Annotated in this window: 25 protein-coding genes; 11 read left to right on the plus strand and 14 right to left on the minus strand. The window is 45.9% G+C overall.

The window, feature by feature from the left end:
- Nucleotides 1–104: 104 nt before the first annotated feature.
- From AB9P05_RS09795 to AB9P05_RS09815, 5 genes are read left to right on the plus strand one after another with little or no spacing between them, the layout of a single operon-like run.
- The gene (locus AB9P05_RS09795) at nucleotides 105–956 is read left to right on the plus strand and encodes a dienelactone hydrolase family protein (protein ID WP_371908645.1); all 852 of its coding nucleotides are present in this window, start codon (nucleotides 105–107) and stop codon (nucleotides 954–956) included.
- A 53-nt stretch (nucleotides 957–1,009) separates the two neighbouring features.
- Entirely contained in the window at nucleotides 1,010–1,573 is a 564-nt protein-coding gene (locus tag AB9P05_RS09800) for a hypothetical protein (RefSeq protein ID WP_371908646.1), read from the plus strand.
- A gap of 29 nt (nucleotides 1,574–1,602) precedes the next feature.
- Nucleotides 1,603–2,205 carry a DUF4919 domain-containing protein gene (locus AB9P05_RS09805; RefSeq protein WP_371908647.1) on the plus strand — a complete coding sequence of 201 codons (603 nt, stop codon included), beginning with the start codon at nucleotides 1,603–1,605 and terminating at the stop codon, nucleotides 2,203–2,205.
- A 21-nt stretch (nucleotides 2,206–2,226) separates the two neighbouring features.
- Nucleotides 2,227–2,607: a hypothetical protein gene (locus tag AB9P05_RS09810; protein WP_371908648.1), complete on the plus strand. Its 381-nt coding sequence runs from the start codon at nucleotides 2,227–2,229 to the stop codon at nucleotides 2,605–2,607.
- Between the two features lie 36 nt (nucleotides 2,608–2,643).
- Nucleotides 2,644–4,098, plus strand: coding sequence for an alpha/beta hydrolase (locus AB9P05_RS09815; RefSeq protein ID WP_371908649.1), 1,455 nt, complete (start codon nucleotides 2,644–2,646; stop codon nucleotides 4,096–4,098).
- A 56-nt stretch (nucleotides 4,099–4,154) separates the two neighbouring features.
- Here the strand turns inward: AB9P05_RS09815 and AB9P05_RS09820 are convergent, their stop codons facing one another.
- From AB9P05_RS09820 to AB9P05_RS09840, 5 genes are all read right to left on the minus strand, one after another.
- A complete protein-coding gene (locus AB9P05_RS09820) occupies nucleotides 4,155–4,406 on the minus strand; it encodes a hypothetical protein (protein ID WP_371908650.1) in 252 nt (83 codons plus the stop codon).
- A 53-nt stretch (nucleotides 4,407–4,459) separates the two neighbouring features.
- A complete protein-coding gene (locus AB9P05_RS09825) occupies nucleotides 4,460–4,720 on the minus strand; it encodes a pinensin family lanthipeptide (protein ID WP_371908651.1) in 261 nt (86 codons plus the stop codon).
- A 34-nt stretch (nucleotides 4,721–4,754) separates the two neighbouring features.
- Nucleotides 4,755–5,003, minus strand: a complete 249-nt coding sequence (locus AB9P05_RS09830; RefSeq protein WP_371908652.1) for a hypothetical protein — start codon at nucleotides 5,001–5,003, stop codon at nucleotides 4,755–4,757.
- 138 nt (nucleotides 5,004–5,141) lie between these two features.
- Nucleotides 5,142–6,365: a cysteine desulfurase family protein gene (locus AB9P05_RS09835; protein ID WP_371908653.1), complete on the minus strand. Its 1,224-nt coding sequence runs from the start codon at nucleotides 6,363–6,365 to the stop codon at nucleotides 5,142–5,144.
- A 745-nt stretch (nucleotides 6,366–7,110) separates the two neighbouring features.
- Nucleotides 7,111–7,512, minus strand: a complete 402-nt coding sequence (locus tag AB9P05_RS09840; RefSeq protein ID WP_371908654.1) for a plastocyanin/azurin family copper-binding protein — start codon at nucleotides 7,510–7,512, stop codon at nucleotides 7,111–7,113.
- 181 nt (nucleotides 7,513–7,693) lie between these two features.
- Between AB9P05_RS09840 and AB9P05_RS09845 the strand changes: the two genes are divergently transcribed.
- Together AB9P05_RS09845 and AB9P05_RS09850 are read left to right on the plus strand one after the other, a co-directional pair.
- Nucleotides 7,694–8,260 carry a hypothetical protein gene (locus tag AB9P05_RS09845; RefSeq protein WP_371908655.1) on the plus strand — a complete coding sequence of 189 codons (567 nt, stop codon included), beginning with the start codon at nucleotides 7,694–7,696 and terminating at the stop codon, nucleotides 8,258–8,260.
- 49 nt (nucleotides 8,261–8,309) lie between these two features.
- Nucleotides 8,310–9,095 carry an Fpg/Nei family DNA glycosylase gene (locus AB9P05_RS09850; RefSeq protein WP_371908656.1) on the plus strand — a complete coding sequence of 262 codons (786 nt, stop codon included), beginning with the start codon at nucleotides 8,310–8,312 and terminating at the stop codon, nucleotides 9,093–9,095.
- Here the strand turns inward: AB9P05_RS09850 and AB9P05_RS09855 are convergent.
- Nucleotides 9,092–9,826: a class I SAM-dependent methyltransferase gene (locus AB9P05_RS09855; RefSeq protein WP_371908657.1), complete on the minus strand. Its 735-nt coding sequence runs from the start codon at nucleotides 9,824–9,826 to the stop codon at nucleotides 9,092–9,094. The two genes, AB9P05_RS09850 and AB9P05_RS09855, sit on opposite strands and share 4 nt — an antisense overlap.
- 63 nt (nucleotides 9,827–9,889) lie before the next feature.
- Between AB9P05_RS09855 and AB9P05_RS09860 the strand changes: the two genes are divergently transcribed.
- Entirely contained in the window at nucleotides 9,890–10,504 is a 615-nt protein-coding gene (locus tag AB9P05_RS09860; RefSeq protein ID WP_371908658.1) for an isoprenylcysteine carboxylmethyltransferase family protein, read from the plus strand.
- A 6-nt stretch (nucleotides 10,505–10,510) separates the two neighbouring features.
- Here the strand turns inward: AB9P05_RS09860 and AB9P05_RS09865 are convergent, their stop codons facing one another.
- The 5 genes from AB9P05_RS09865 to AB9P05_RS09885 all read right to left on the minus strand — a co-directional run bounded on the left by AB9P05_RS09865 (nucleotide 10,511) and on the right by AB9P05_RS09885 (nucleotide 14,002).
- Nucleotides 10,511–11,275 (minus strand): TIGR00266 family protein, encoded by a 765-nt coding sequence (locus tag AB9P05_RS09865; RefSeq protein WP_371908659.1) that lies wholly within the window; start codon nucleotides 11,273–11,275, stop codon nucleotides 10,511–10,513.
- Nucleotides 11,275–11,514, minus strand: coding sequence for a hypothetical protein (locus tag AB9P05_RS09870; protein ID WP_371908660.1), 240 nt, complete (start codon nucleotides 11,512–11,514; stop codon nucleotides 11,275–11,277). Before AB9P05_RS09870 ends, AB9P05_RS09865 begins: the two co-directional genes overlap by 1 nt.
- 12 nt (nucleotides 11,515–11,526) lie before the next feature.
- The gene (gene gltX / locus AB9P05_RS09875) at nucleotides 11,527–13,071 is read right to left on the minus strand and encodes a glutamate--tRNA ligase (RefSeq protein WP_371908661.1); all 1,545 of its coding nucleotides are present in this window, start codon (nucleotides 13,069–13,071) and stop codon (nucleotides 11,527–11,529) included.
- A gap of 72 nt (nucleotides 13,072–13,143) precedes the next feature.
- Entirely contained in the window at nucleotides 13,144–13,617 is a 474-nt protein-coding gene (locus tag AB9P05_RS09880) for a hypothetical protein (protein ID WP_371908662.1), read from the minus strand.
- A 4-nt stretch (nucleotides 13,618–13,621) separates the two neighbouring features.
- Entirely contained in the window at nucleotides 13,622–14,002 is a 381-nt protein-coding gene (locus AB9P05_RS09885; RefSeq protein WP_371908663.1) for a RidA family protein, read from the minus strand.
- A gap of 49 nt (nucleotides 14,003–14,051) precedes the next feature.
- Between AB9P05_RS09885 and AB9P05_RS09890 the strand changes: the two genes are divergently transcribed.
- Both AB9P05_RS09890 and AB9P05_RS09895 read left to right on the plus strand, forming a co-directional pair.
- Nucleotides 14,052–14,717 (plus strand): 3-hydroxyacyl-CoA dehydrogenase family protein, encoded by a 666-nt coding sequence (locus AB9P05_RS09890; protein ID WP_371908664.1) that lies wholly within the window; start codon nucleotides 14,052–14,054, stop codon nucleotides 14,715–14,717.
- 31 nt (nucleotides 14,718–14,748) lie between these two features.
- Complete coding sequence (locus AB9P05_RS09895; RefSeq protein WP_371908665.1) at nucleotides 14,749–15,162, plus strand: lipocalin family protein; 414 nt, start codon at nucleotides 14,749–14,751, stop codon at nucleotides 15,160–15,162.
- 132 nt (nucleotides 15,163–15,294) lie between these two features.
- Here the strand turns inward: AB9P05_RS09895 and glmS are convergent, their stop codons facing one another.
- From glmS to AB9P05_RS09910, 3 genes are read right to left on the minus strand one after another with little or no spacing between them, the layout of a single operon-like run.
- The gene (glmS, locus tag AB9P05_RS09900; RefSeq protein WP_371908666.1) at nucleotides 15,295–17,130 is read right to left on the minus strand and encodes a glutamine--fructose-6-phosphate transaminase (isomerizing); all 1,836 of its coding nucleotides are present in this window, start codon (nucleotides 17,128–17,130) and stop codon (nucleotides 15,295–15,297) included.
- A gap of 43 nt (nucleotides 17,131–17,173) precedes the next feature.
- The gene (locus tag AB9P05_RS09905) at nucleotides 17,174–18,745 is read right to left on the minus strand and encodes a DUF4270 family protein (protein ID WP_371908667.1); all 1,572 of its coding nucleotides are present in this window, start codon (nucleotides 18,743–18,745) and stop codon (nucleotides 17,174–17,176) included.
- Nucleotides 18,729–19,538, minus strand: coding sequence for a glycogen/starch synthase (locus AB9P05_RS09910; protein WP_371908668.1), 810 nt, complete (start codon nucleotides 19,536–19,538; stop codon nucleotides 18,729–18,731). The genes AB9P05_RS09905 and AB9P05_RS09910 overlap by 17 nt, the downstream gene beginning before the upstream one ends.
- Nucleotides 19,539–19,663: 125 nt before the next feature.
- On the opposite strand from AB9P05_RS09910, the gene panC reads away from it, so the two are divergent.
- Nucleotides 19,664–20,512: a pantoate--beta-alanine ligase gene (gene panC / locus AB9P05_RS09915; protein WP_371908669.1), complete on the plus strand. Its 849-nt coding sequence runs from the start codon at nucleotides 19,664–19,666 to the stop codon at nucleotides 20,510–20,512.
- Nucleotides 20,513–20,547 lie beyond the last annotated feature (35 nt).

A 20,547-nucleotide genomic window follows, 5' to 3' on the forward strand; every position in this document is an offset into this window, starting at 1 on the left:
GACGGTAAATTTTCCTTTAACATTTTCGCATAATCACGGTTAGTCAGTAGACGAAAAATGTCATCTGCCCTGTGGCAGAATTTTTTTATCAATGACAAAGGCTTATGCGCTTCAGTTTTCCTTTCCTGTTAGCGGTACTTTTTTTTCCGCTATCCCTAACTGCACAGCATAGCAGTTGCTGCGTCCCTAGCCCTACCCAAAAGTTTGCCTCACTCGGAGGAGATAAGGCTTTTGCATCTGATCACCGGCCACCCGGAGAGTTTATTTACCAGGAAGAGGCAGGAGAATTTATAGACCTGGACCTAGCCGATGGCCCCGATGCTCGTGCATGGATGATTCCTGCCACCAATGATTCCGGTCATTACCTTTTTGTTTTTCATGAATGGTGGGGCCTGAACGAGTATGTCAAGAACGAATCCAAAAAACTCTATGATGATCTCGGTGGAAAGGTCAATATCATAGCCCTTGACTTGTACGACGGTAAAGTGGCCTCCTCTCAGGAGGAAGCCCAAAAATACATGCAGGCAACATCCGATGAGAGAGCACGTGCTATCATAAGCGCAGCAAGTAAGTACGCAGGCGAAGACGCAGCTATCGGTACCATAGGCTGGTGCTTCGGCGGTGGCTGGTCCCTGCAGGCAGCCATCATGCTCGGCGATAAGGCAGAGGCATGCGTCATGTACTATGGCATGCCCGAAATGGACACCGACAAGCTCGAAAAACTGGAAACAGATGTGCTCGCCATATTTGCCCGGCAAGACGCCTGGATCACTCCTGACAAAGCCAGAGCCTTTAAAGAGAAGATGAAAGAAGTTGACGCAGACGTAGAACTTTTATTTTATGATGCTAACCATGCGTTTGCCAATCCAAGTAATCCTGACTATGACTCAGAAGCTACAAGACAAGCCTATGAGCAGGCAATAAATTATTTAAAAGAACATCTTGACCAGAGGTGACCGGCTATCCATCGCTTTCTTATATTTTTTTAAACCCATAAATTTTTATAGGCATGATAAGAGGAGTACTTACCATACTTCTTATAGTACTGATTATTCCCGCGTGGTGCTCATGTGATAATAAGAACTACAAGGAATATGAATCGTGGGACGAGGATGGTGATTTTGTAATTGACGATAAAGAGTTTAGTTCCACATACCCCGAGTCCGGTCTGTTAAATGCCTGGGACCATGACGCTGATGGAAGGATAAACAGAAATGAATTTTCTGCCAGCAGCTACGACATCTGGGATGCTGACAATGATGGCGTACTCGAGGTTAACGAATGGGCAGCTGCCACTAACTTTTACCTCAATGAGAAGGAATACAGGAAGAGAGGTAAGTTTCCCTATTGGGACAAAGACCACGATAGCATCATGCAGAAAAGTGAGTTCGTAGCCTTTTATGATAGCCTGCAGTACTTTGAAGAGTGGGATACCGACGGAGACGGTGAACTGGATATGTCAGAACTTAGCAGCCTCTTATTCAAGATATACGATATCGATGAAGATGGGGCCCTCCAGGAAAATGAGTTCTCCGCTCTGAACCAGGGCGATGAAGAAAAGCAAAGAAATTGAACAGGTTTATACGCTATACGATTATAATCATGGGCCTCTTGTCCCTTGATATTCAACGGCCTGCCTTTAGCCAGTCGGATGATTCTTCCCTGAAGTATCACAGACTGCTGGACAGAGCCATGGCGCGTGATTCCAGTCTTACGCTAGCCGACTACGAAAACCTGTACCGTAACTACGTAAAACATCCTGGCTACAAACCAGGTCATCAGAAAGCCCGCCTTGCCGAACTGGATAGTGCTCTGACGAAGAGAAAATTCAGCGAGGCCGCCAATATAGGGGAGGCCCTTTTCAAAGAAGCCCCCTTCATGCTCGGCGTAGCGCTTACCATGTATACCTGCTACTCTGAACTTGGACAGTACAGTAAGGCTCGTTCATACCAGAGGCATTTCCAGAACCTGCTTACCGTCATCTGCAATACAGGCGATGGTAGCTCAGCCAGTGAAGCCCTCTTTCTGCTCTACCAGGAAGATGAGCCTTACTTACTGGATTATCTTTCCCTTTCGCCTAAGGAGCGAAAAGTAGTAGATGGCAGATTCGCTGTCTACACCCTCGAGAGCCCTAATGAACGGGGGCTCAAAAAAATATTTTTTGACATAGAAAATCCCCTCAGCTACTATGTAGTAAAGGAGTGAGCTAATAACCTGACCATAATTATGAAAAGCCATTTAAAAGCACTCGGTATACTGTTCGTTATCATCAGCCTCATCTATATAGGCACCGCCACCTATTTTATTGCAGGCGTGTCTGTAAATTCCGGCCCCCTGCAAGAGATAAACGAGACCGTTACCTTAATCACCGGCTTCTTTATGAGCTCCTACTTCGTCATACTTGGTGTACCGGGGCTGATAGCAGGTATAGGCCTCATTAAACTAAAGAACTGGGCCAGGCATCTGGCCATCATATTAAGCGTACTGAATCTGATTATTTTCCCTATAGGTACCGTAATTGGTATTTACGGCCTGTGGGTAGGCACCCATGGAGGAGCCAAGGCACTGACCCGGGTCTATTCCCGGCGCCTGACTGAAGTAGCATAAACCCGATTTTTTTCGCTACACAGTTATTTTTTTATCATGAGAAAAAACACTTATTCTCGTTTTCTGCAAAACGGCCTTTTACAGGTCTGCCATTTTTTACTATCTGTATCAGGCTTGCTATGCCTGTCCACCACTGTACTACTGGCGCAACAACATAGCAAAGTGACAGGTAGCGAATACAGTGCCGGTGAAATTAACGGATACTGGCGCTACCTACCGCAAGGATACAATCAGTCAGGAGAAACCTTTCCCCTCATAGTATACCTCCATGGCAATAGCGGAAGAGGCAATGGTACCAGTGCCGGCCTCGATATCATGCTCGAAACCGGCCTGACCAGGGTCATCCACAAGGGAAGCGACCTTACCTTTACAGTGAATGCGAAAGAGTGGCAGTTTCTGGCACTTTCACCACAAAAGAACCGGTCAGATGCCAACTGGAACAGCCAGGACATTGCCGCATTTATCAGCTATGCGGTAGAAACCTATCGGGTCAACCCTTCAAGAGTTTACCTCGTAGGCTACAGCATGGGAGGCCGTGGCGTATACGAGTTTCTGGCAGATACAGAAAGGCGTGACCAAGCACCCCCCCTGGCCGCAGTCGCAGTTCTCGCAGGCTCATACAGTGAGCAGGATGCCTGCCTCATTGCTTCTGCAGACCTTCCCCTCCTTCATTATCATTCCATACATGACAATACCGCTACCGTTACCTACAGCTCAGCCCAGACCCTTATTGAAAAGATTAATAATTGCCAGCCGGCCTTCTCACCCCAGCTCGTCAGCCTGGATATGAACAGGCAAGGCACACCCATAGATCACGATGCCACTGACACCATCAGTTTTAATCCCGCTAACAGTTCCGCCGATCTGCCTAATCTTTATCGCTGGTTTCTCAGGTATACACGCGGAGATAATGGCGTGGAAGTGGGTAACCTGCCTCCTCACGTCTATGCCGGTGAGGATTTAGATGTGGAACTGCCCCTGGACTCCCTGGTCCTTGCAGGAAGCGTGTCAGATGAAGATGGCAGCATTACCTCCTATTTGTGGAAACAGCTTAGCGGCCCTGCCGGCCCCACACTCACCAACTATAATAGTCCTGAGGTAATCATTAAGAACCTCAGACCTGGCGATTATGTATTTCAGCTAACCGCTATTGACGACAAAAACGACCGGAATAGCGATGAGATAGCCATTCATGTAGAAGGAGTCGTAAGTGGTCTCGACGATGCTATTGATATTGACCTGGAGGTATTTCCTAATCCCTTTACAGAGTATCTGATTATTAAGGTAAATACCGCTAATATCAGGCCCGGAGACCTTCACCTAAGCTGTACCGATGCAGCCGGCAGGTCCTATCCTGTGAAATCTGCAGTACGCTCAGCTTCAGCCTCTGGCATAGAGCTGAAAGTATCACCCCGGGTAACTGAAGGCTTTTATCTGGTCACCATCACATCACAACACTTTCAAAGAACCTTCCGCTTGCTAAAAGAATAAAAAAACCGGCAGTTAGATAACTGCCGGTAAGTTAGTAGTATTCAGTCCTTATTCGCTCAACAAGCGTACTGGCAAGAGAATATCTCTACCGTATCGCAGGTGGCTCCCGTGCCACCCCCGCCACCGGTTCCACCGTCACCGCAGCTTGTACAGCCTGAATGCTGGCCCGACTGGCAATCCAGGTAACAGATAGTTCGGCATGCGCTGTTTTCTACTCCGCCTTTTACCATCTGCGACCCCTTGGTACCCAGTGTGGTTTTAAAACTTCTGATCTCAATGGCTTTCAGGTTTATTTTGTCTTTTTTCATAGTACTTTATTTTAGAGATGTAGGTAAGAGCAAGCTTTAAAGCCCGCCGGTCTTTAGTCACAAGGTACCAGACAGGTAATTCTCTCCTGCGTACCACATTCGTAGTACGCCGTACCACCTCCTCCTCCGCCCGTATCGCCACAGCTCGTACAACCAGACTCAGCAGCCGATTCGCAGCCCAGCCTGCACAAAGTGCGGCATTCACTGTTATCGCCATTATACCCACCCCTTATCGTTTGCGATTTTTGGTAGTTAAGAGAGGTTTGAAAGCTTTTCACCTTTATACCATCCAGGCTTAGTTTTTCATTCTTCATAGGAGTAATTAATTAAAAGGTTGGAAACCTTGTATCAGCATGCCACATAGCAGCTTACAATTTGGTCGGTACCACATGCCAGGCCAGTACCACCTCCTCCTCCGGTACCACCGCCATCACAACTGTTACAACCTGATTCAGCGGCCGATATACAGCCATCAAAGCATTCTGTACGGCAATTACTGTTTTCGTACCCACCTCTGATAGTCTCCAGATTAGGACGGGCAGAGGTTCTGAAACTTTCTACTGCGATAGTTTTGAGGCTTAGTTTGTCTTTCTTCATAATTAATGATTATATCAATTAAATAATTGCTGCCCTGCAGGACATTCTTATTAATATAATCAATTTTAACCAATTAAACTGGCGGTTGCTGGCTCAGCCCTCATGGTCAAATGAATGGATAGCAGGTAACAGGCAGACTTAGGCGCCGGAATGTGCTGCTGTTTCTGCCTGCCGCGTAGTAAGCAGGGCCTGCTCAATATCCTTCACAGCCTCATCCAGCTCCTGCTCCGTAGTGAATCGGCCAAGTGAAAAGCGCATCGTCTCCCTGGCTTCCTTTATCGTAAACCCTAATCGGCGAAGCACCACACTACCCTCATCCGTCCGGCTGGCAAATGATGAATAAATACTGGCCTGTACACGCTTTAAGTGACCATTCAGAGTGGATGTTGGCGCATCTTCAAAACGTATTGAGGTCAAATGAGGAACACGGTGCTCCGGTTTTACAGCTATAGAGACACCCGGTAGCCTTGTCAGTTTATCCTCAAACGTATCACGCAGTTTTTGTAATCGGCTGTTTTCCTCATCCATTTCAGCCCGTGCTATTCTGGCCCCCTCTCCCATGCCTACTATACCAGGTACATTCAGGTTACCGCTGCGCATAGCCCGCTGAAACATGCCCCCGTGTGTCTGCTGGGTGATTTTTACACGCCTCGGTTTCAGCGTACGCATATACAGAGCACCCACACCCATAGGACCATAAAACTTGTGCGCAGTGAATGACATCATATCTATTCGTTGGCCTACCACATCCACAGGTATGCGACCCACTGCCTGAGATCCGTCCACAAATAATACCGGTGCCGCTATATGAGGCATACCCTGGCTCACCACGGCATTTTTTGCCCGTACCTTTTCACCCAAGGTCTCTATAGGCTGTATGGCACCCGTTTCGCCGTTTACCATTCCTATCGCCACCATCAGTGTATTACTGTTCAGGTGATCGTCTATGGCCTCCGTTAGTATCATACCACCTTTATCAGTAGGCAGGTAGCGGATTTCACACCCTAATTGCTGCAGATAATGACACAAGTCGCGGATTACCTGGTGTTCTCCACGGGTGGTAAGGATTTCAAAACCCTGGTCACCATACTCCATCTCAAGCCCTTTCATAGCCATATTCGCAGCTTCTGTGCCACCCGAGGTATACGTGAGCTCAAAGTGAGCGCAGCCAATCAGTTTTGCAATATGTCCCCCCGCTTCCTTTACGCCCTTAGCAGAAGCTTTGCCGAGAGAGTGCTGGCTGTGTATAGTGGCAAATTTCTCAGTGAAGTATGGAAGCATGGCTTCCACCACCCTCTTATCCGTTGGGGTTGTTACATTATGATCCAGGAAAATTCCGTTATCGCCCATATACTGTTTCATTTATCCCCTTAGGATAACGGGAGGAATAAAATAGTCAAGATTGAAAATAAAAAAGGAAAGGTATCCCTCAGGGAGCAGCATAGAGTAATCAATACATCCATACTACCCGGGAGTAGAAAGCGCCTTTCAGAAGTAGAACTCACCCACCCCGACAAAGTTGGGTTAAAAAACGGGACACTTTCGCAGAATAAAATAGCTGTCAGTCAGGGGCTGGCATACTCCTTATTTGTTTCCCCACCTCATGCTTTCATGTATTTTCAAGCAATTGGATATCAATTATTTAAAACCATTGTAAATAAAGAATGCCCTAAACAAACCTCCTTTTTTCAGGGTTTTATTACTGAATTGAATGTTTGATTTTTTAAACTAGGTATAGATATGATACGCTACGAAGCTTTATATAACGCTACTGAACCAAGAGAATGTCCTGTATGCCATGCCAATGCGCTGCAGTCATGCCAGAAACCAGATTCTCCCCGCTGCCCACGCGATAAGCACAGCGGCTAAGCAATAGTATTAGAAGAAGAGGCTGTCTCAAAAGGCAGCCTCTTTCTTTTTATTTGAAATATAATTTTGAGTTTGCAAACTACCGTGGGGTTGACCTCGTCCGGAAGGAACCGTGGTTGCCATTTCCACGAAGTTAGTACCCGGTCACGTCCGACTTCGCTATGCAGAGTGTGAAGTAATTATCCTAATCTTGCTTGGCATCAATAAAGGCCTTACTACTTTTGAGACAGCCCCTTTTTTATTCCCTCTCCTCCACATTAATGATTCCCGTCGCCACAGCCTTTCCCTTAGCCACCTCGCAAACATACAAATAACTGCCTGCCTCATAAAAAGACATATTCCGGCTCTTGCCAGGTTCTATTCGGCCTATGTGAAATGAAGCCATGGTGGAAGAACGCTTAAGCAGGTAAGCATGAGCACTCTGCTCAGGAATAGACGTGACTATCTGCACACTGTCCGTATTATTGATCCAGCTTACTTCCTCACCTTTCTTGATAGTAACCACTCGAGGCTCCAACATCTGATTTCCTCTTATAGTCACATCAGCTATAGGTCGTTCCAGCCGGTATTGCTGAAAGACATTAAATAAAATCACGAGTACGCCAAATATGACGAGTAAGGTAAAAAACACCGATCGCATAGGGTGGGATGATCTACTTTAATAGTATAAGATTTATACAATAAAAAAGGACTTAAAACTAAAGCCTATTGGAAAAAGTCCTATTTCTGACCTGCATAATTGCCCTTGTAAGGTTTAGACTGCCTGGGTAGAAATTTTTTATGTTTTTTGCCGTTCATTAGCTGATAGCAAAGTCAAAAATATGAAAAACTTAGTTATACCCATCTTTCTGTTCGCCCTTATTAGTCTGTGTACTACAGATGCCACTGCCCAGGTAGGGGGTAATTTCCCCTTTCTTGAAGGGGAAACACTGGAAGACGCCATAGTATCACTACCAGAAGACACCAAAGGCAAATACACACTGGTAGGCCTGGCTTATTCAAAAAGGTCTGAGGATGAGCTCAACTCATGGCTCGTGCCCGTATACGATAAGTTTTTACGCTCATCTGAAGAAGCAGGTCTCTTTGCCAGCTTTACCTATGATGTGAATGTATATTTTGTCCCCATGTTTACCGGAGTCAAAAAAGTGGCTGCCGGTAGAGCCAAAAAGAAAGCAATCGAGAATATCGACTCGCGCCTGCATCAGTACATTCTGTTTTACAAGGGAGATATCAAATCCTACAAAGACCAGCTTGACCTTGGCCGTAAGGACCGTCCTTACTTCTTTGTTCTCGATGAGAATGGTAAAGTCGTGTACGCCACTGAAGGTGGATATTCCGATAAAAAAATGGAAGAGATCACAGATATTCTGGACGAAGCGGAAGAATGAACTGATCACAAACATTACTGTTCAGGCATGGTTTTTCTAAAAAATTACTATGCCCGAATTACCCGAGGTAGAGACTTTCAAAACGTATTTCGATGCCACCTCATTGCATCAGAAAATCAGTAAAATAGAAACTGACGATCCTGTGGTACTAAGTGCCCCCGCCGATGAGATCAAAAAAGCTGCCGTAGGCCAATCATTCGAAAAGACAGAAAGAATAGGGAAGTACCTCTTTGCCCACCTATCTTCAGGTAAGGTCCTTGTTTTTCACTTCGGTATGACCGGACATCTCCGATATTTTAAGGATAAGGAAGATACCCCCAAATACACCCAGATACTCTTCTCTTTTCAGGAGGGTTTTCACCTGTCATTCATCATCAAAAGAAAATTTGCCCGGTTGGGGCTCGCAGATACTATAGAAGAATATCGGAGAAAGAAGAAGCTGGGTACCGATGCGACAGAACTTACCCCTTCAGAATTGGGGGAAGCTTTTTCAGGTAGGAAAGTAGCCGTTAAAACCGTACTGATGGACCAGTCAGTAGCCGCGGGCGTAGGCAACTGGATTGCCGATGATGTCCTGTTCCAAATAGGCATGCACCCCGAAAAGCCAGCCAATGAACTCACTAAAGATGAGGTCGAAAAAGTCTACAACAAGCTACAGGACATCCTAAAGCTCGCTATTGAGAAAGATGCCCACTACAGTGAATTTCCTGATTATTACCTCGTCAATCATCGAAGTAAAAAGGCAAAATGTCCCCACTGCGGTAAGCCCTTGCAAAACATAAAGGTCGGTGGCCGTAGTACCTATTTCTGCCCAGCCAGGCAAAAGCCGGACTAGCTATTTGGGTGTCCGTAGAGCAGGAATACCGGAAAGGTAACCCCGCGTATCTCATCCTCCGGCCAGGTAGCAGAGAGTTCCTTTCTGACTTCCTCCACCAGTTCCCTGCCTGTTTCCTTTGCAGCCTTCTTTACCGCAGACCATGTGTTCAGGTAGTTGCATAAGCCGCTAAGGTTCCAATCCTCTTTTTGAGTAAAGTGCCGGGTATTCATTTCATAGGGAAACGGGATAGATGCATAACAAGATTCTATGTGCTTCCTCTCAGGCTGCCAGTACGGTTCAAGTGATGCATAAAATCTGTGAATGACAGCATCAGTTTCTTCATCTATATTCAGTAGCTCATAACCCCAGCAAGCCAGCAGCCCATCCTTTTTGCAAACCCTGGACACTTCCCTGAAGAACCCGGAGAAATCAAACCAATGCAGGGCCTGAGCCACTGTAATCAGATCAAACGACTTATCTTCAAAACTCGTCTCCTCGGCCTGGTTCACATGGTAGTGAATATTTTCTGCAGCAACAGCATTGGATAGTTGCTGCCGGCTGATGTCGGTAGCTTCCACCTCTCTGAATGTTTTAGCTAGCTTGATAGCCGCCTGCCCGTTACCTGTCCCACAGTCCCACACCCGGTTTAACCCTGGACATTGAGAAAAAATAAACGCGTATAACTCCTCCGGGTAGCCAGGCCGGTACGTCGCATAATCTTTTGCATGGCCGGAAAACAAGTCTTTCACAATTGTACTGTCATTGATGGGGCAGTTCTCAATTTATAGTAAATTTGATAGTAATAAAGCATTATGGAGCAAACTACCTCATTAGGCTGGCACAGTGGACACCTGCTTATCGCAGGCCTCTGGGTGGCTTACTTTTCATTTCATAGCCTGCTTGCCAGCCGTCATGTCAAAGCATACCTACTTAGGGCAATGCCCTTTCTTGCAGGGCGCTACCGGCTCATTTATAACCTGATTGCCTTGTTTACCATCATCCCTGTTTTGCTTGCTGGTGCCGTGATTCAGGGACCCCGACTCCTTCCCCCCAATGACTTTTTACGCTATCTGGCAATGTTCTTTGCCACCTGGGGCGTAATAGTAGTCCGGCTCGCTTTTAAGGTTTTCGACTTCCGCCAGTTTATCGGATTCAGCCCGTATACCGAAGACGATGAAAAAGAACTGAAAAAGGAAGGTATCTTATCAAAAATACGCCACCCAATTTATGCAGGGGCGCTGCTCATCGTAATAGGTTATGCCCTGTTTGCCCCCACCATCACCAATTGGATCATCTGCTTTATTAGTGTGGTCTATATTTTTATAGGCATAAGAATAGAAGAAAAGCGGCTTATGGACCGCTTTGGAATTGAGTACAAAGAATATAAAGAGAAAGTCCCAGCCCTCATTCCCAGGCTGGGCAGGTGATAGTAATTACTCCAGGAAGTCAGAGATGGCCGAGCCTTCCCCTTTGTCTTTGTTTTTACCTCCTCCGCCTATAGTTTCTACTAAACGCCCAAGCGGTAGAGACTGTAGCCAAACTTTACCTGACCCTTTGAGAGTGGTAAGAAACAGGCCCTCACCGCCAAAAAGCATACTCTTCAGTCCGCCGGCACGATCAATAGAATAGTCTACAGAAGACTCCATCCCTACAAGACATCCGGTATCTACCCGGAGCGTTTCGTTATCCAGTTGCTTCTCCAGGATCATACCCCCTGCATGCATAAAGGCCATCCCGTCGCCGCTTAGTTTCTGAAATACAAAGCCTTCCCCAAATAAGCCGGCACCCAATTTTTTACTCATGGATATGGAAATCTTGGTGCCCAATGCCGCGCATAGAAAAGCGTCCTTTTGTACCACTACCTGGTTGTTGTATAATTGGCTCAGGTCCAATGGGATGATTGAGCCGGGAAAAGGGGCGGCAAAAGCTACTTTAGCCCGGGAGGCGCCGTCATTTGTAAACCGGGTTACAAATACCGATTCACCGCTAATCACCCGTGCACCAGCCGATACCAGTTTGCCCAGAAACCCCTGGTTTGGCTCCGATCCATCACCCATTTTGGTTTCAAACCGGATACCGTCGTCCATATACAACATGGCCCCGGCTTCTGCTATAACAGCTTCACCGGGGTCAAGTATAATTTCTGCTACCTGGATTGATTCACCCAGGATCTTATAGTCTATTTCGTGTGCGTGCATCAATTACCCTCTTCTTTTTCGTCCTCAGATTCTTCATCACGCATCACTCTACCCGTATCCTTATTAATATCGTCGCGGTCGCGTAGCTTCTTGTCGTCCACCTTCCGATTAAGGAACTGGTTGATTTTATCTATATCAAAGTTGGTTTTTATTTCCCCGAAGCTATCAATCTTTATATCGAAGCCCGTAAGCTCCGGGTCTACCTTTGGTCTTTTATCTTCTGACTTTTTTTTTGCCATGGCTCTCTGTTTTTATTTAGAGATGACCTGGCCCTCCAGTTTAGACAGTGCGTTATCAATTCTCAGAATCACTTCATCCTTACCCAGGATAGAAATAATATCCATAAGGTCAGGCCCCGCACCCTTCCCGGTAATGGCCAGTCGTACTGCTTGCATAACCCGGCCCATCTTTATATTGTTTTTTTCCAGTGTCTCAGTAAGCACACTTTTGGCCGTCTCAGGAGTGAGATTATCCACATCTGCCAGGGCCTTCTTATATTCAGTCAGAGCCAGGACTGCTTCATCCGTCCACTTTTTCTTCACCACTTTCTCATCATAAGAATCAGGGGTGACGAATAAAAATTTGGCATCTGTCCAGAACTGGCCGGGGAACGTTACACGCTCCTTCATTATTTCACAAACCCTGATTATCCGCTCATCAGATGCCTCAATTCCTTCCTGGTTCAGGCTTTCGCGAAGGTACCCCGCCAGTTGCTCACCAGACTTGGTTTTGATGTACTGTTCGTTATACCACTTAGCCTTATCAATGTCAAACTTTGTACCCGATTTGCCTATTCGCTCGATGGAAAAAGCTTCAATCAACTCATCCATAGAGAATATTTCCTGTTCCGTACCTGGGTTCCAACCCAAAAATGCCAGGAAGTTGATAGATGCCTCTGGTAAAAACCCAAACTCGCGGAAGCCCTCTACCTTTTCACCTGTTTCAGGCTCCGTCCATTCCAGAGGAAATATAGGGAACCCATGTTTTTCAGCATCACGCTTGCTCAGCTTACCGTTACCATCAGGCTTTAGTATAAGAGGCAAATGAGCAAACTGTGGCATGCTATCCTCCCAGCCAAGAAAACGGTACAGTAGTACGTGCAGTGGTGCACTGGGGAGCCACTCCTCACCGCGTATCACATGCGTGATGCCCATCATATGGTCATCCACCACGTTCGCCAGGTGATAAGTAGGCATTCCGTCAGACTTCATCAGGATCTTGTCATCTATAGCAGTAGAGTGGACCATCACCCATCCTCTAACCATATCATTCAGGCGGACTTCCTCCTTCTTAGGCACCTTCAGTCTGATCACATAAGGCTCACCAGAATCGATACGCTGCTTTACCTCTTCAGCAGACAGCGTAAGAGAGTTTTTCATTGTCGTACGCGTGATCGCGTTATACTGAGGCTGATCCACACGGGCCGCCTTTAGCCGCTCACGCATTGCATCCAACTCCTCAGGTGTATCAAATGCATAGTAGGCATTTCCTTCTTCAACAAGCTTTTCTGCATACTGGCGGTAATGCTCTTTCCGCTCACTCTGGCGATATGGACCATACTCGCCCCCCTCTTTGATGCCCTCATCCATTTTAATGCCCAGCCAGTCCAGCGCTTCCATGATATACTCCTCCGTTCCCGGCACATATCTCGTCTGGTCCGTGTCCTCTATACGAAGGAGCATCTTACCTCCGCTTTTACGGGCAAACAGGTAATTATAAAGGGCAGTTCTGACACCACCTATATGAAGGGCTCCCGTTGGGCTGGGAGCAAAACGTACTCTAACTTCCTTATTCATGGGCATGATATTCTCAAAAATCGCTGTTGAATGCGCAAATTAATAATAATTAAGAAAACGGCAGGAAGGTCGCTACTCGAATACAGGCAACAGCCTAAGGCGACATTCCTCCAGGGCTCTGCTGAATGAGACCCTGGCAACGGCATAGCAGGAAACCCCCGTTATTATGCCAATCAGCGCATAAAGGAGTTGTTCCTGGACCAGAAAAATTACCGCCGTTAGTAACGAAACTGTCAGGGCAAACCATAGAAAAGCTCTGGTACTCGGAAATAAGGAATAGCTGATGTGTATAATACACCCCTTCCTGGTTTCTTCCACAGAGCCCCCCACCAGAGGAAGAAAAGAGTTGGAATGCTTTACCCTGCGACTGATCCGAAAATGTCCCTTTTTAACCTGTCCGTTAAATAAAAACTCATCTTTTTCCTTATAAGCAGCCATTGGCTGGTTATGAGACAGGGGATAGACCACCTGATAAAGTCGCTCGCGCACCTCTTTTTCAGAAAGTGGTAATATCAGCATTTCTGTGTGCCCGGGGAGCAATCCCATTCTTTTACTGTACAGCTATACAGGATATCTCCACGTTCACATCCTTTGGCAGCCTTGCCACTTCAACCGTTTCGCGAGCAGGCGGAGCATCTGCAAAGTATTGCCCGTAGGCCTCATTGATTGTGGTAAATTGCCCCATGTCCTTTACAAAGATTGAGCACTTTACCACATTAGAGAAAGACATGCCTGCCGCAGCCAGCACAGCTTCCATATTTTTCATTACCGCGTGAGTTTCTTCCGTGATATTATCATTGATCAACTCGCCGGAGTCAGGGTCAAGAGCTATCTGACCGGAAACATATAATGTGTTGCCAGCTAATACAGCTTGGCTGTAAGGGCCTATAGGGGCAGGTGCGTCCTGCGTACGGATGATTGACTTAGCCATACAGGTTGTTTATTGAATTATCGTAACTTTAGGACCAAAGTTAGTAAATATGAATGTACTCGTTCTGGCCCGGGAGGAAATTGTCCCCGAATTTAAATCTATGTTCAAAGACAGTGAGGGTTGGGCTTTTGCAGATAGTTACGCCGGTATTTCGTCTGAGCTTGATAAGGCCGGGGTAGTGTTTGATTTTCTGGCCGAAGAAAGCCCTGAAAACCTTGAAGCATACCTACATAGAGATGGCCTGGTTGTATTTTTAAGTATTCCTAAAAGCAGTCTTGCAGAGCTGCAGTATTTTACCGGAGAAGCAGCCTGTACCTTTTTTGGGTTCAATGGGCTCCCCACCATGCTCGATCGGGACCGGCTCGAGGTGAGCATGCTTGAGGAAAGCCACAGAACATTGCTAAATGACACCTGCAAAAGCCTGGGTATTGAAACCTATGTAGTGGAGGACCGGGTAGGAATGGTTACACCCCGGGTGGTCTGCATGATCATTAATGAAGCTTTTTATACGATTCAGGAAGGTACTGCGAGCCGCCAGGATATTGATACAGCAATGAAACTAGGCACCAATTACCCCATGGGGCCTTTTGAATGGTGTAGCAAAATGGGCCTGGATAATGTATACGAGCTGCTTGAGGCTCTATACAATGATACCCACGATGAACGGTATAAGATATGCCCTCTCTTAAAGCGGGAATACCTGCTCCTTAGTTAATAACCCGAGCCAGATAAAAATTCAGCTACTAATGAATTGCTCTGTAAACCTAATTATCGCTACCCTTACCATCATATGTTTCATGTCTGGTTTTCAGGACCCCCCACAACCAGCCAGGGAATTAGTCGGTCGATGGAATATGCGGGAACTTTACGAGAATGGAAACGATGTGACCAACGAGCACAATCCGGCTGGAAACCGCTATGCCGTTTTTAATGAAGATGGCACCTTTGAAAGCGGAGGGGACCCTTACGGAAAAAATTCAGGTAAGTGGCTGCTGGAGGAAACCCCGGAAGGTCTACTGCTTTACCTTGATAGTGATGCAGGCAGCGGAGATGACAGCTACTGGCTTATAACGCTGGAAGGGAAAAATATGCAATGGAGAGGGGCCCGCTCAGAGTTTACAAAAAGATTCGTGGTTAATCTTACAAAGGCAGATTCCTGAAACAGGAATAGTCTGTTGAGAGTAACCTCAATACCGCAGTCCCCTGCCTAATCGGCTGATATAAAAAAAAGTGGCTGCCGGAAAACCTCCGGGCAGCCACTACTAAATCCTTTACTCAAATAAGGGGTCTGGCTACTCCACCGTGACGGACTTGGCCAAATTACGGGGTTGATCTACATTACACCCGCGCATAACGGCAATGTGGTAGGAAAGCAGCTGTAACGGAATCACCGAAACCATCGGCATCAGGGCCTCATTAACCGCAGGCACCTCTATCACATGGTCGGCCATTTTAGGAATAAGGGCATCACCTTCCGTCACCACAGCGATAACGATTCCTTTCCGTGCTTTCACCTCCTGGATGTTACTCACCACCTTATCATAAGAGCTGTCCCGTGTAGCAATAAATACCACTGGCATCTCCTCATCTATAAGTGCTATCGGGCCGTGCTTCATTTCAGCAGCAGGATAACCCTCCGCATGAATGTAGCTGATCTCTTTTAACTTAAGGGCTCCTTCCAGGGCTACCGGGAAATTATACCCCCGACCTAGATACAGGAAGTTACGAGCGTCCTTAAACAGGTCACTCATATACTTGATCTTATCATTCAGGCTTAGCGCCTTTTCAATTTTGCCAGGTATATTTTCAAGCTCTACCAGTAATTCATGGTACTTTCGCTCTGTAATAGAGCCCTTTTTGTGAGCTACCCTTAAGGCAATCATTGTAAGTACAGTAAGCTGCGCTGTGAATGCCTTTGTACTTGCCACACCTATCTCAGGGCCAGCATGTGTATAAGCACCCTCATGTGAGGTGCGGGCGATACTGGACCCTACCACATTACAAACGCCGAAAATAATTGCGCCTTTACTCTTTGCCAGCTCAATGGCTGCAAGAGTATCTGCTGTTTCACCGGATTGGCTTACGGCTACTACCACATCCCCTTCACGGATGATTGGGTTACGATACCTGAACTCAGAGGCGTACTCAACCTCTACCGGTATTCGGCAAAACTCTTCAAAGATATATTCTGCCACCAGGCATGCATGCCAGCTGGTACCACATGCAACCATTATAATACGTTCAGCAGAGATTAGCTTATTAGCATACTCCCGGATTCCTCCAAGAACCAGGTGGCCCTTTGAAGCATTCAGGCGGCCTCTCATACAGTCACCTGTAGATTTAGGCTGCTCAAAAATCTCTTTGAGCATAAAGTGCTCATAGCCACCTTTTTCGATCGCCTCAAGCTCCAGATTAAGCGTCTGAATATAAGGGTGCATGGGCACATCCTGCGTATTTTTAATACGCATGGTGCCATTATCAATGATTGCTATCTCGTAATCATTCAAATAAACCACCTCATTAGTGTATTCAATAATGGGTGTCGCGTCAGAGGCAAGGAAAAACTCCTTATTCCCCAGTCCGATTACAAGTGGGCTGCCTTTACGGGCCGCTATCAGTAGGTCAGGGTTATCAGCGGACATGATCACGATGGCATAAGCTCCTACTACCTTGGTCAGCGCCAGCCTTACCGCTTCTTCCAGCGGACAATCATTTGCCTTCTGAATATGTTCAATGAAGTGAATAAATACCTCTGAGTCCGTCTCACTCTGAAATTCGTGACCATGGTTTTCAAGGTCCTGCTTCAGAGAGCTATAGTTCTCAATAATGCCATTATGAATAATGGCCAGGTTTTTAGTAGAAGAGTAGTGAGGGTGTGCATTAACATCGTTTGGCTCACCATGGGTTGCCCAGCGAGTATGCCCAATGCCAATAGTGCTGTTTAGGTTTGCGCCCTCAAGTACCTCTTCGAGGTCAGCTACCTTACCCTTTTTCTTGTAGACCTGAAGACCATTGTTCATTAAGGCAATACCAGCACTGTCATAGCCCCGGTATTCCAGCCTTTTCAGGCCTTTAATGATAACATCGCTGGCCTTTCTATGCCCTACATATCCGACGATTCCACACATATAAGGAAACTATTGAATGTTAAACGCTGGGGGAGTTAACCCCTTAATCGATTGTCGTATAGTAAATCTTAAGCTTGAAACGGCTACCGTCAAACTTCACAGTTCTCACAGTATTATATATCGGATACACGCCTGTAACCTTAGCTGTGGAAGCAGTAGAGTCAGTTCCTGGGTCTATCTCTAAACCACCCGTGATACCTGATTGGGGAATAAGAAGATAATCATTATAACCCACATAAACTGAGTCAATTTCATTAGTGGATTCTCCGACCCTGCTGAAAGCAACCTTTAAAGAGTCCTGTCTCATCAGCTGCTGTACCAGGCTGGTTATATCACCCACATACTCCGACCCATCTTCGGACAGTTCCATTCTGATAGCTGAGCTTGTGGTGTATGCGAGCGGCGAAGATCCTGACAGGATCACTGCGGACTCATTGGCTACCATCAGGGGGCTGACACTCTCATTGCCTAATACAGACGAAGTAGAATTAACAAAGGTCAGATCATCATTAGTAACACCTATAGAGAGAATCCTCGGTTTTGGCGTTGTCGGGGCGTTTTCTATTCCACTTAATATTAGCTGCGCCAGATTCACAGCAATATTTTCCGTGCTTGCTGTATCTTTAAATAACTTAATATTTTCGAAATTAAGCCTGGGATAGGCCCCTAAGGGCGGTGCCAGGTAAGCAAACTGATCCTGAGTATCTACTACTTGCCTTCCGCTCCCTGATAATCCCTGAAAGGGCATAATAGGATCTACCTCGGCGTTGAAGTAGGCCTTCTCAGGTCCAAGCAGCGTGAACTCTTCTACCGTGTCTGTTTGGACCACATTTCCGTCCTCATCTGTATTATCAGACAACCAATAGTAATTTAATGTAAGAGACAAAAGGTCCCTGTCTAAACTGACAATGGCTGAGTTATCATCACGAGGGACAATTACAATGCCTTTGAAGTTATCTCTTAGCGTTATATCAGAGACAAATATCGTTTTGGATGTATCGGCAGCTAAGTCAAACAAACGCCTTTCCAGGTCCCTGTTTAGAGTTAACAGTGCCTCTTGAATTTCACCTTCTTCAAAATCAACCGTATCCAGCTCCGAAAGAGTAAAACTAGCTATAGGCTCCTGACCAGGTAGAAATCCCTCCCTCTCAGTAGTATAGTAGTTTTTGTTTATCTCTATTTCGTTAAATACCTCATAGATATCGAAGGACTGGTCCTGGCTCAAATTGCCGGTAGCATCAGTTATAGCCAGACGGAGTTCAAGGCTTGTCGAGGTTGAATCCCGCGCAGGGAACAGCCTCCTGTTACCATCCCGGATTTCGAAAGTCACATATGTTTCAAGTGTGGTGGTGCCCACATTCGGGTCCTGAACTTTTCCTAAAAGTATCCTTGAAAAGCTGCTTGATTGGTTATTCCTTCTAAGGTCAGCAGAGAGGATAGAATCGATTTTTACATTATCATAAAGTACCGGTATTTCTACCTGTGCTACCCCTACGTTATTTTTATTTGGTTCAAGTTCTGTGCCTATCGGCGATTCTTCTTTACAAGAAGACATAAAAAGGGCTAGCAGTGTAATAACTGCCAGCCCATAGGTTTTCTTACCCCACAAGTTCATTATACAAATTATAGTATGATTCCAGGTAATCTTGGTCTGCGTCAATTTCCTCTATCTTTTTATCTGTGAATTCGCTAAACACATCTTCCATGCGCTCATTGAAATTCTCTCCTGACTTAATCACCAGATCGCTGTACTGCATGCCAATACGAATGAATCCTTCAAGATCTGCGGATTCAAGGTGTGTAAGCATACTGTCTTCTATGTCGATCATTTTGACCTTATCGATCAGATTTTCGCTAAATTTATGAGTGAACTCATTGTTGTAGACAGTAAATACCGTCTTGGTATTAGCAAAAAGAGGATCGTTTTTGTAAGTCGTTTTCAAGTACATAGGTACGAGGCTGGTCATCCAGTCATTGCAGTGTACAATGTCAGGAGCCCAACCCAGTTTACGTACTGTTTCTATAACGCCTTTACAGAAAAAGATTGCCCGCTCGTCATTGTCTTCGAAAAATTTATTTTCTTTATCGAAGAACACATGCTTCCGGTGGAAGTAATCTTCGTTATCAATAAAGTAAACCTGGAGTTTGGCATTAGGAATAGAAGCTACTTTGATAACCAAAGGCTTTTCTTCATCACCAACTGAAATATTTATACCCGAAAGTCTTACCACTTCATGTAGCCGGTTCTTCCTTTCATTGATCGTTCCGAAACGAGGCACGAGAATTCTTATTTCCATTCCGCGCTCCTGCATTGCCTGAGGAAGCTTACGGACAAACTCGGCCACTTCGGATGTCTGTAGAAAAGGATTGATTTCGTTGGCTACATAAAGAATGCGAAGTTTTGACATATTGAGGGAGTTTAATTTAGACACTAAACGGGACTACAAAATTACAATATTTTTGCCTTTTTTCAAGGTATTTACGGGTATTTAAACGTACTTTTGCGGCTATTTATTTTGACAGTCCCGCACAGATGAAAGTAATCACGCAGATAAAAGCATTGCGCGAATACCTGAATTCGATCCGTAAAAACGATAAATCCATCGGATTCGTTCCGACCATGGGCGCACTGCATGAAGGTCACCTCACACTTGTCCGCCAGTCGGTCAAAGAGAACCTGTTTACTGTCTGTAGTATATTCGTCAATCCCACACAGTTCAACGACCCGGCTGATCTCAAGAAGTACCCGCGTACCCTCCAAAAGGACTGTGAGATGCTTGAAGAGGCCGGATGCGATCTGGTGTTTGCTCCTGACACCTCAGAGGTTTATCCCTCCGAAGCAACAATATCCCTTACCTTCGGCTACCTCGAAGAAATTCTTGAAGGCAAATTCCGGCCCGGTCATTTTCAGGGAGTCGGCCTCGTAGTTAGCAAGCTTTTACACATGGTACAGCCGGACAGGGCATACTTCGGGCAAAAAGACTATCAGCAATTCCTCATCATTCAGACCCTCGTTAAAGACCTTAATTTCCCGGTGAAGCTTATAAGAGTACCAATAATTAGGGAGAAAGATGGCTTAGCTATGTCCAGCCGGAATATGCGACTGTCAGAAGAGGAGAGGGCTGCAGCACCGGTTTTTTTTGAAGCACTCAATGCGGCTGCCGAAGTTCTTAAGCGCGATAAAAATGTAAATGGTGCCCGTGCCCTGGCAGGCAGGTTGATAGAAGAAAAGAATGGCGTATCTTTAGAGTATTTTGAAATTGCCCATCCGGATACACTTAAGCCTCTTTCAAATGAAACTGTAGGTGATGAAGTTGTGTTATGCGTAGCGGGTTATGTTGGTAATATCCGGCTAATTGATAATCTGATAGTTAATATCTAGAGATTTATCCAATACCTAAAAAAAGATTTGGCTTA

The sequence above is a fragment of the Roseivirga sp. BDSF3-8 genome (assembly GCF_041449215.1).
Taxonomy (GTDB): Bacteria; Bacteroidota; Bacteroidia; order Cytophagales; family Cyclobacteriaceae; genus JBGNFV01.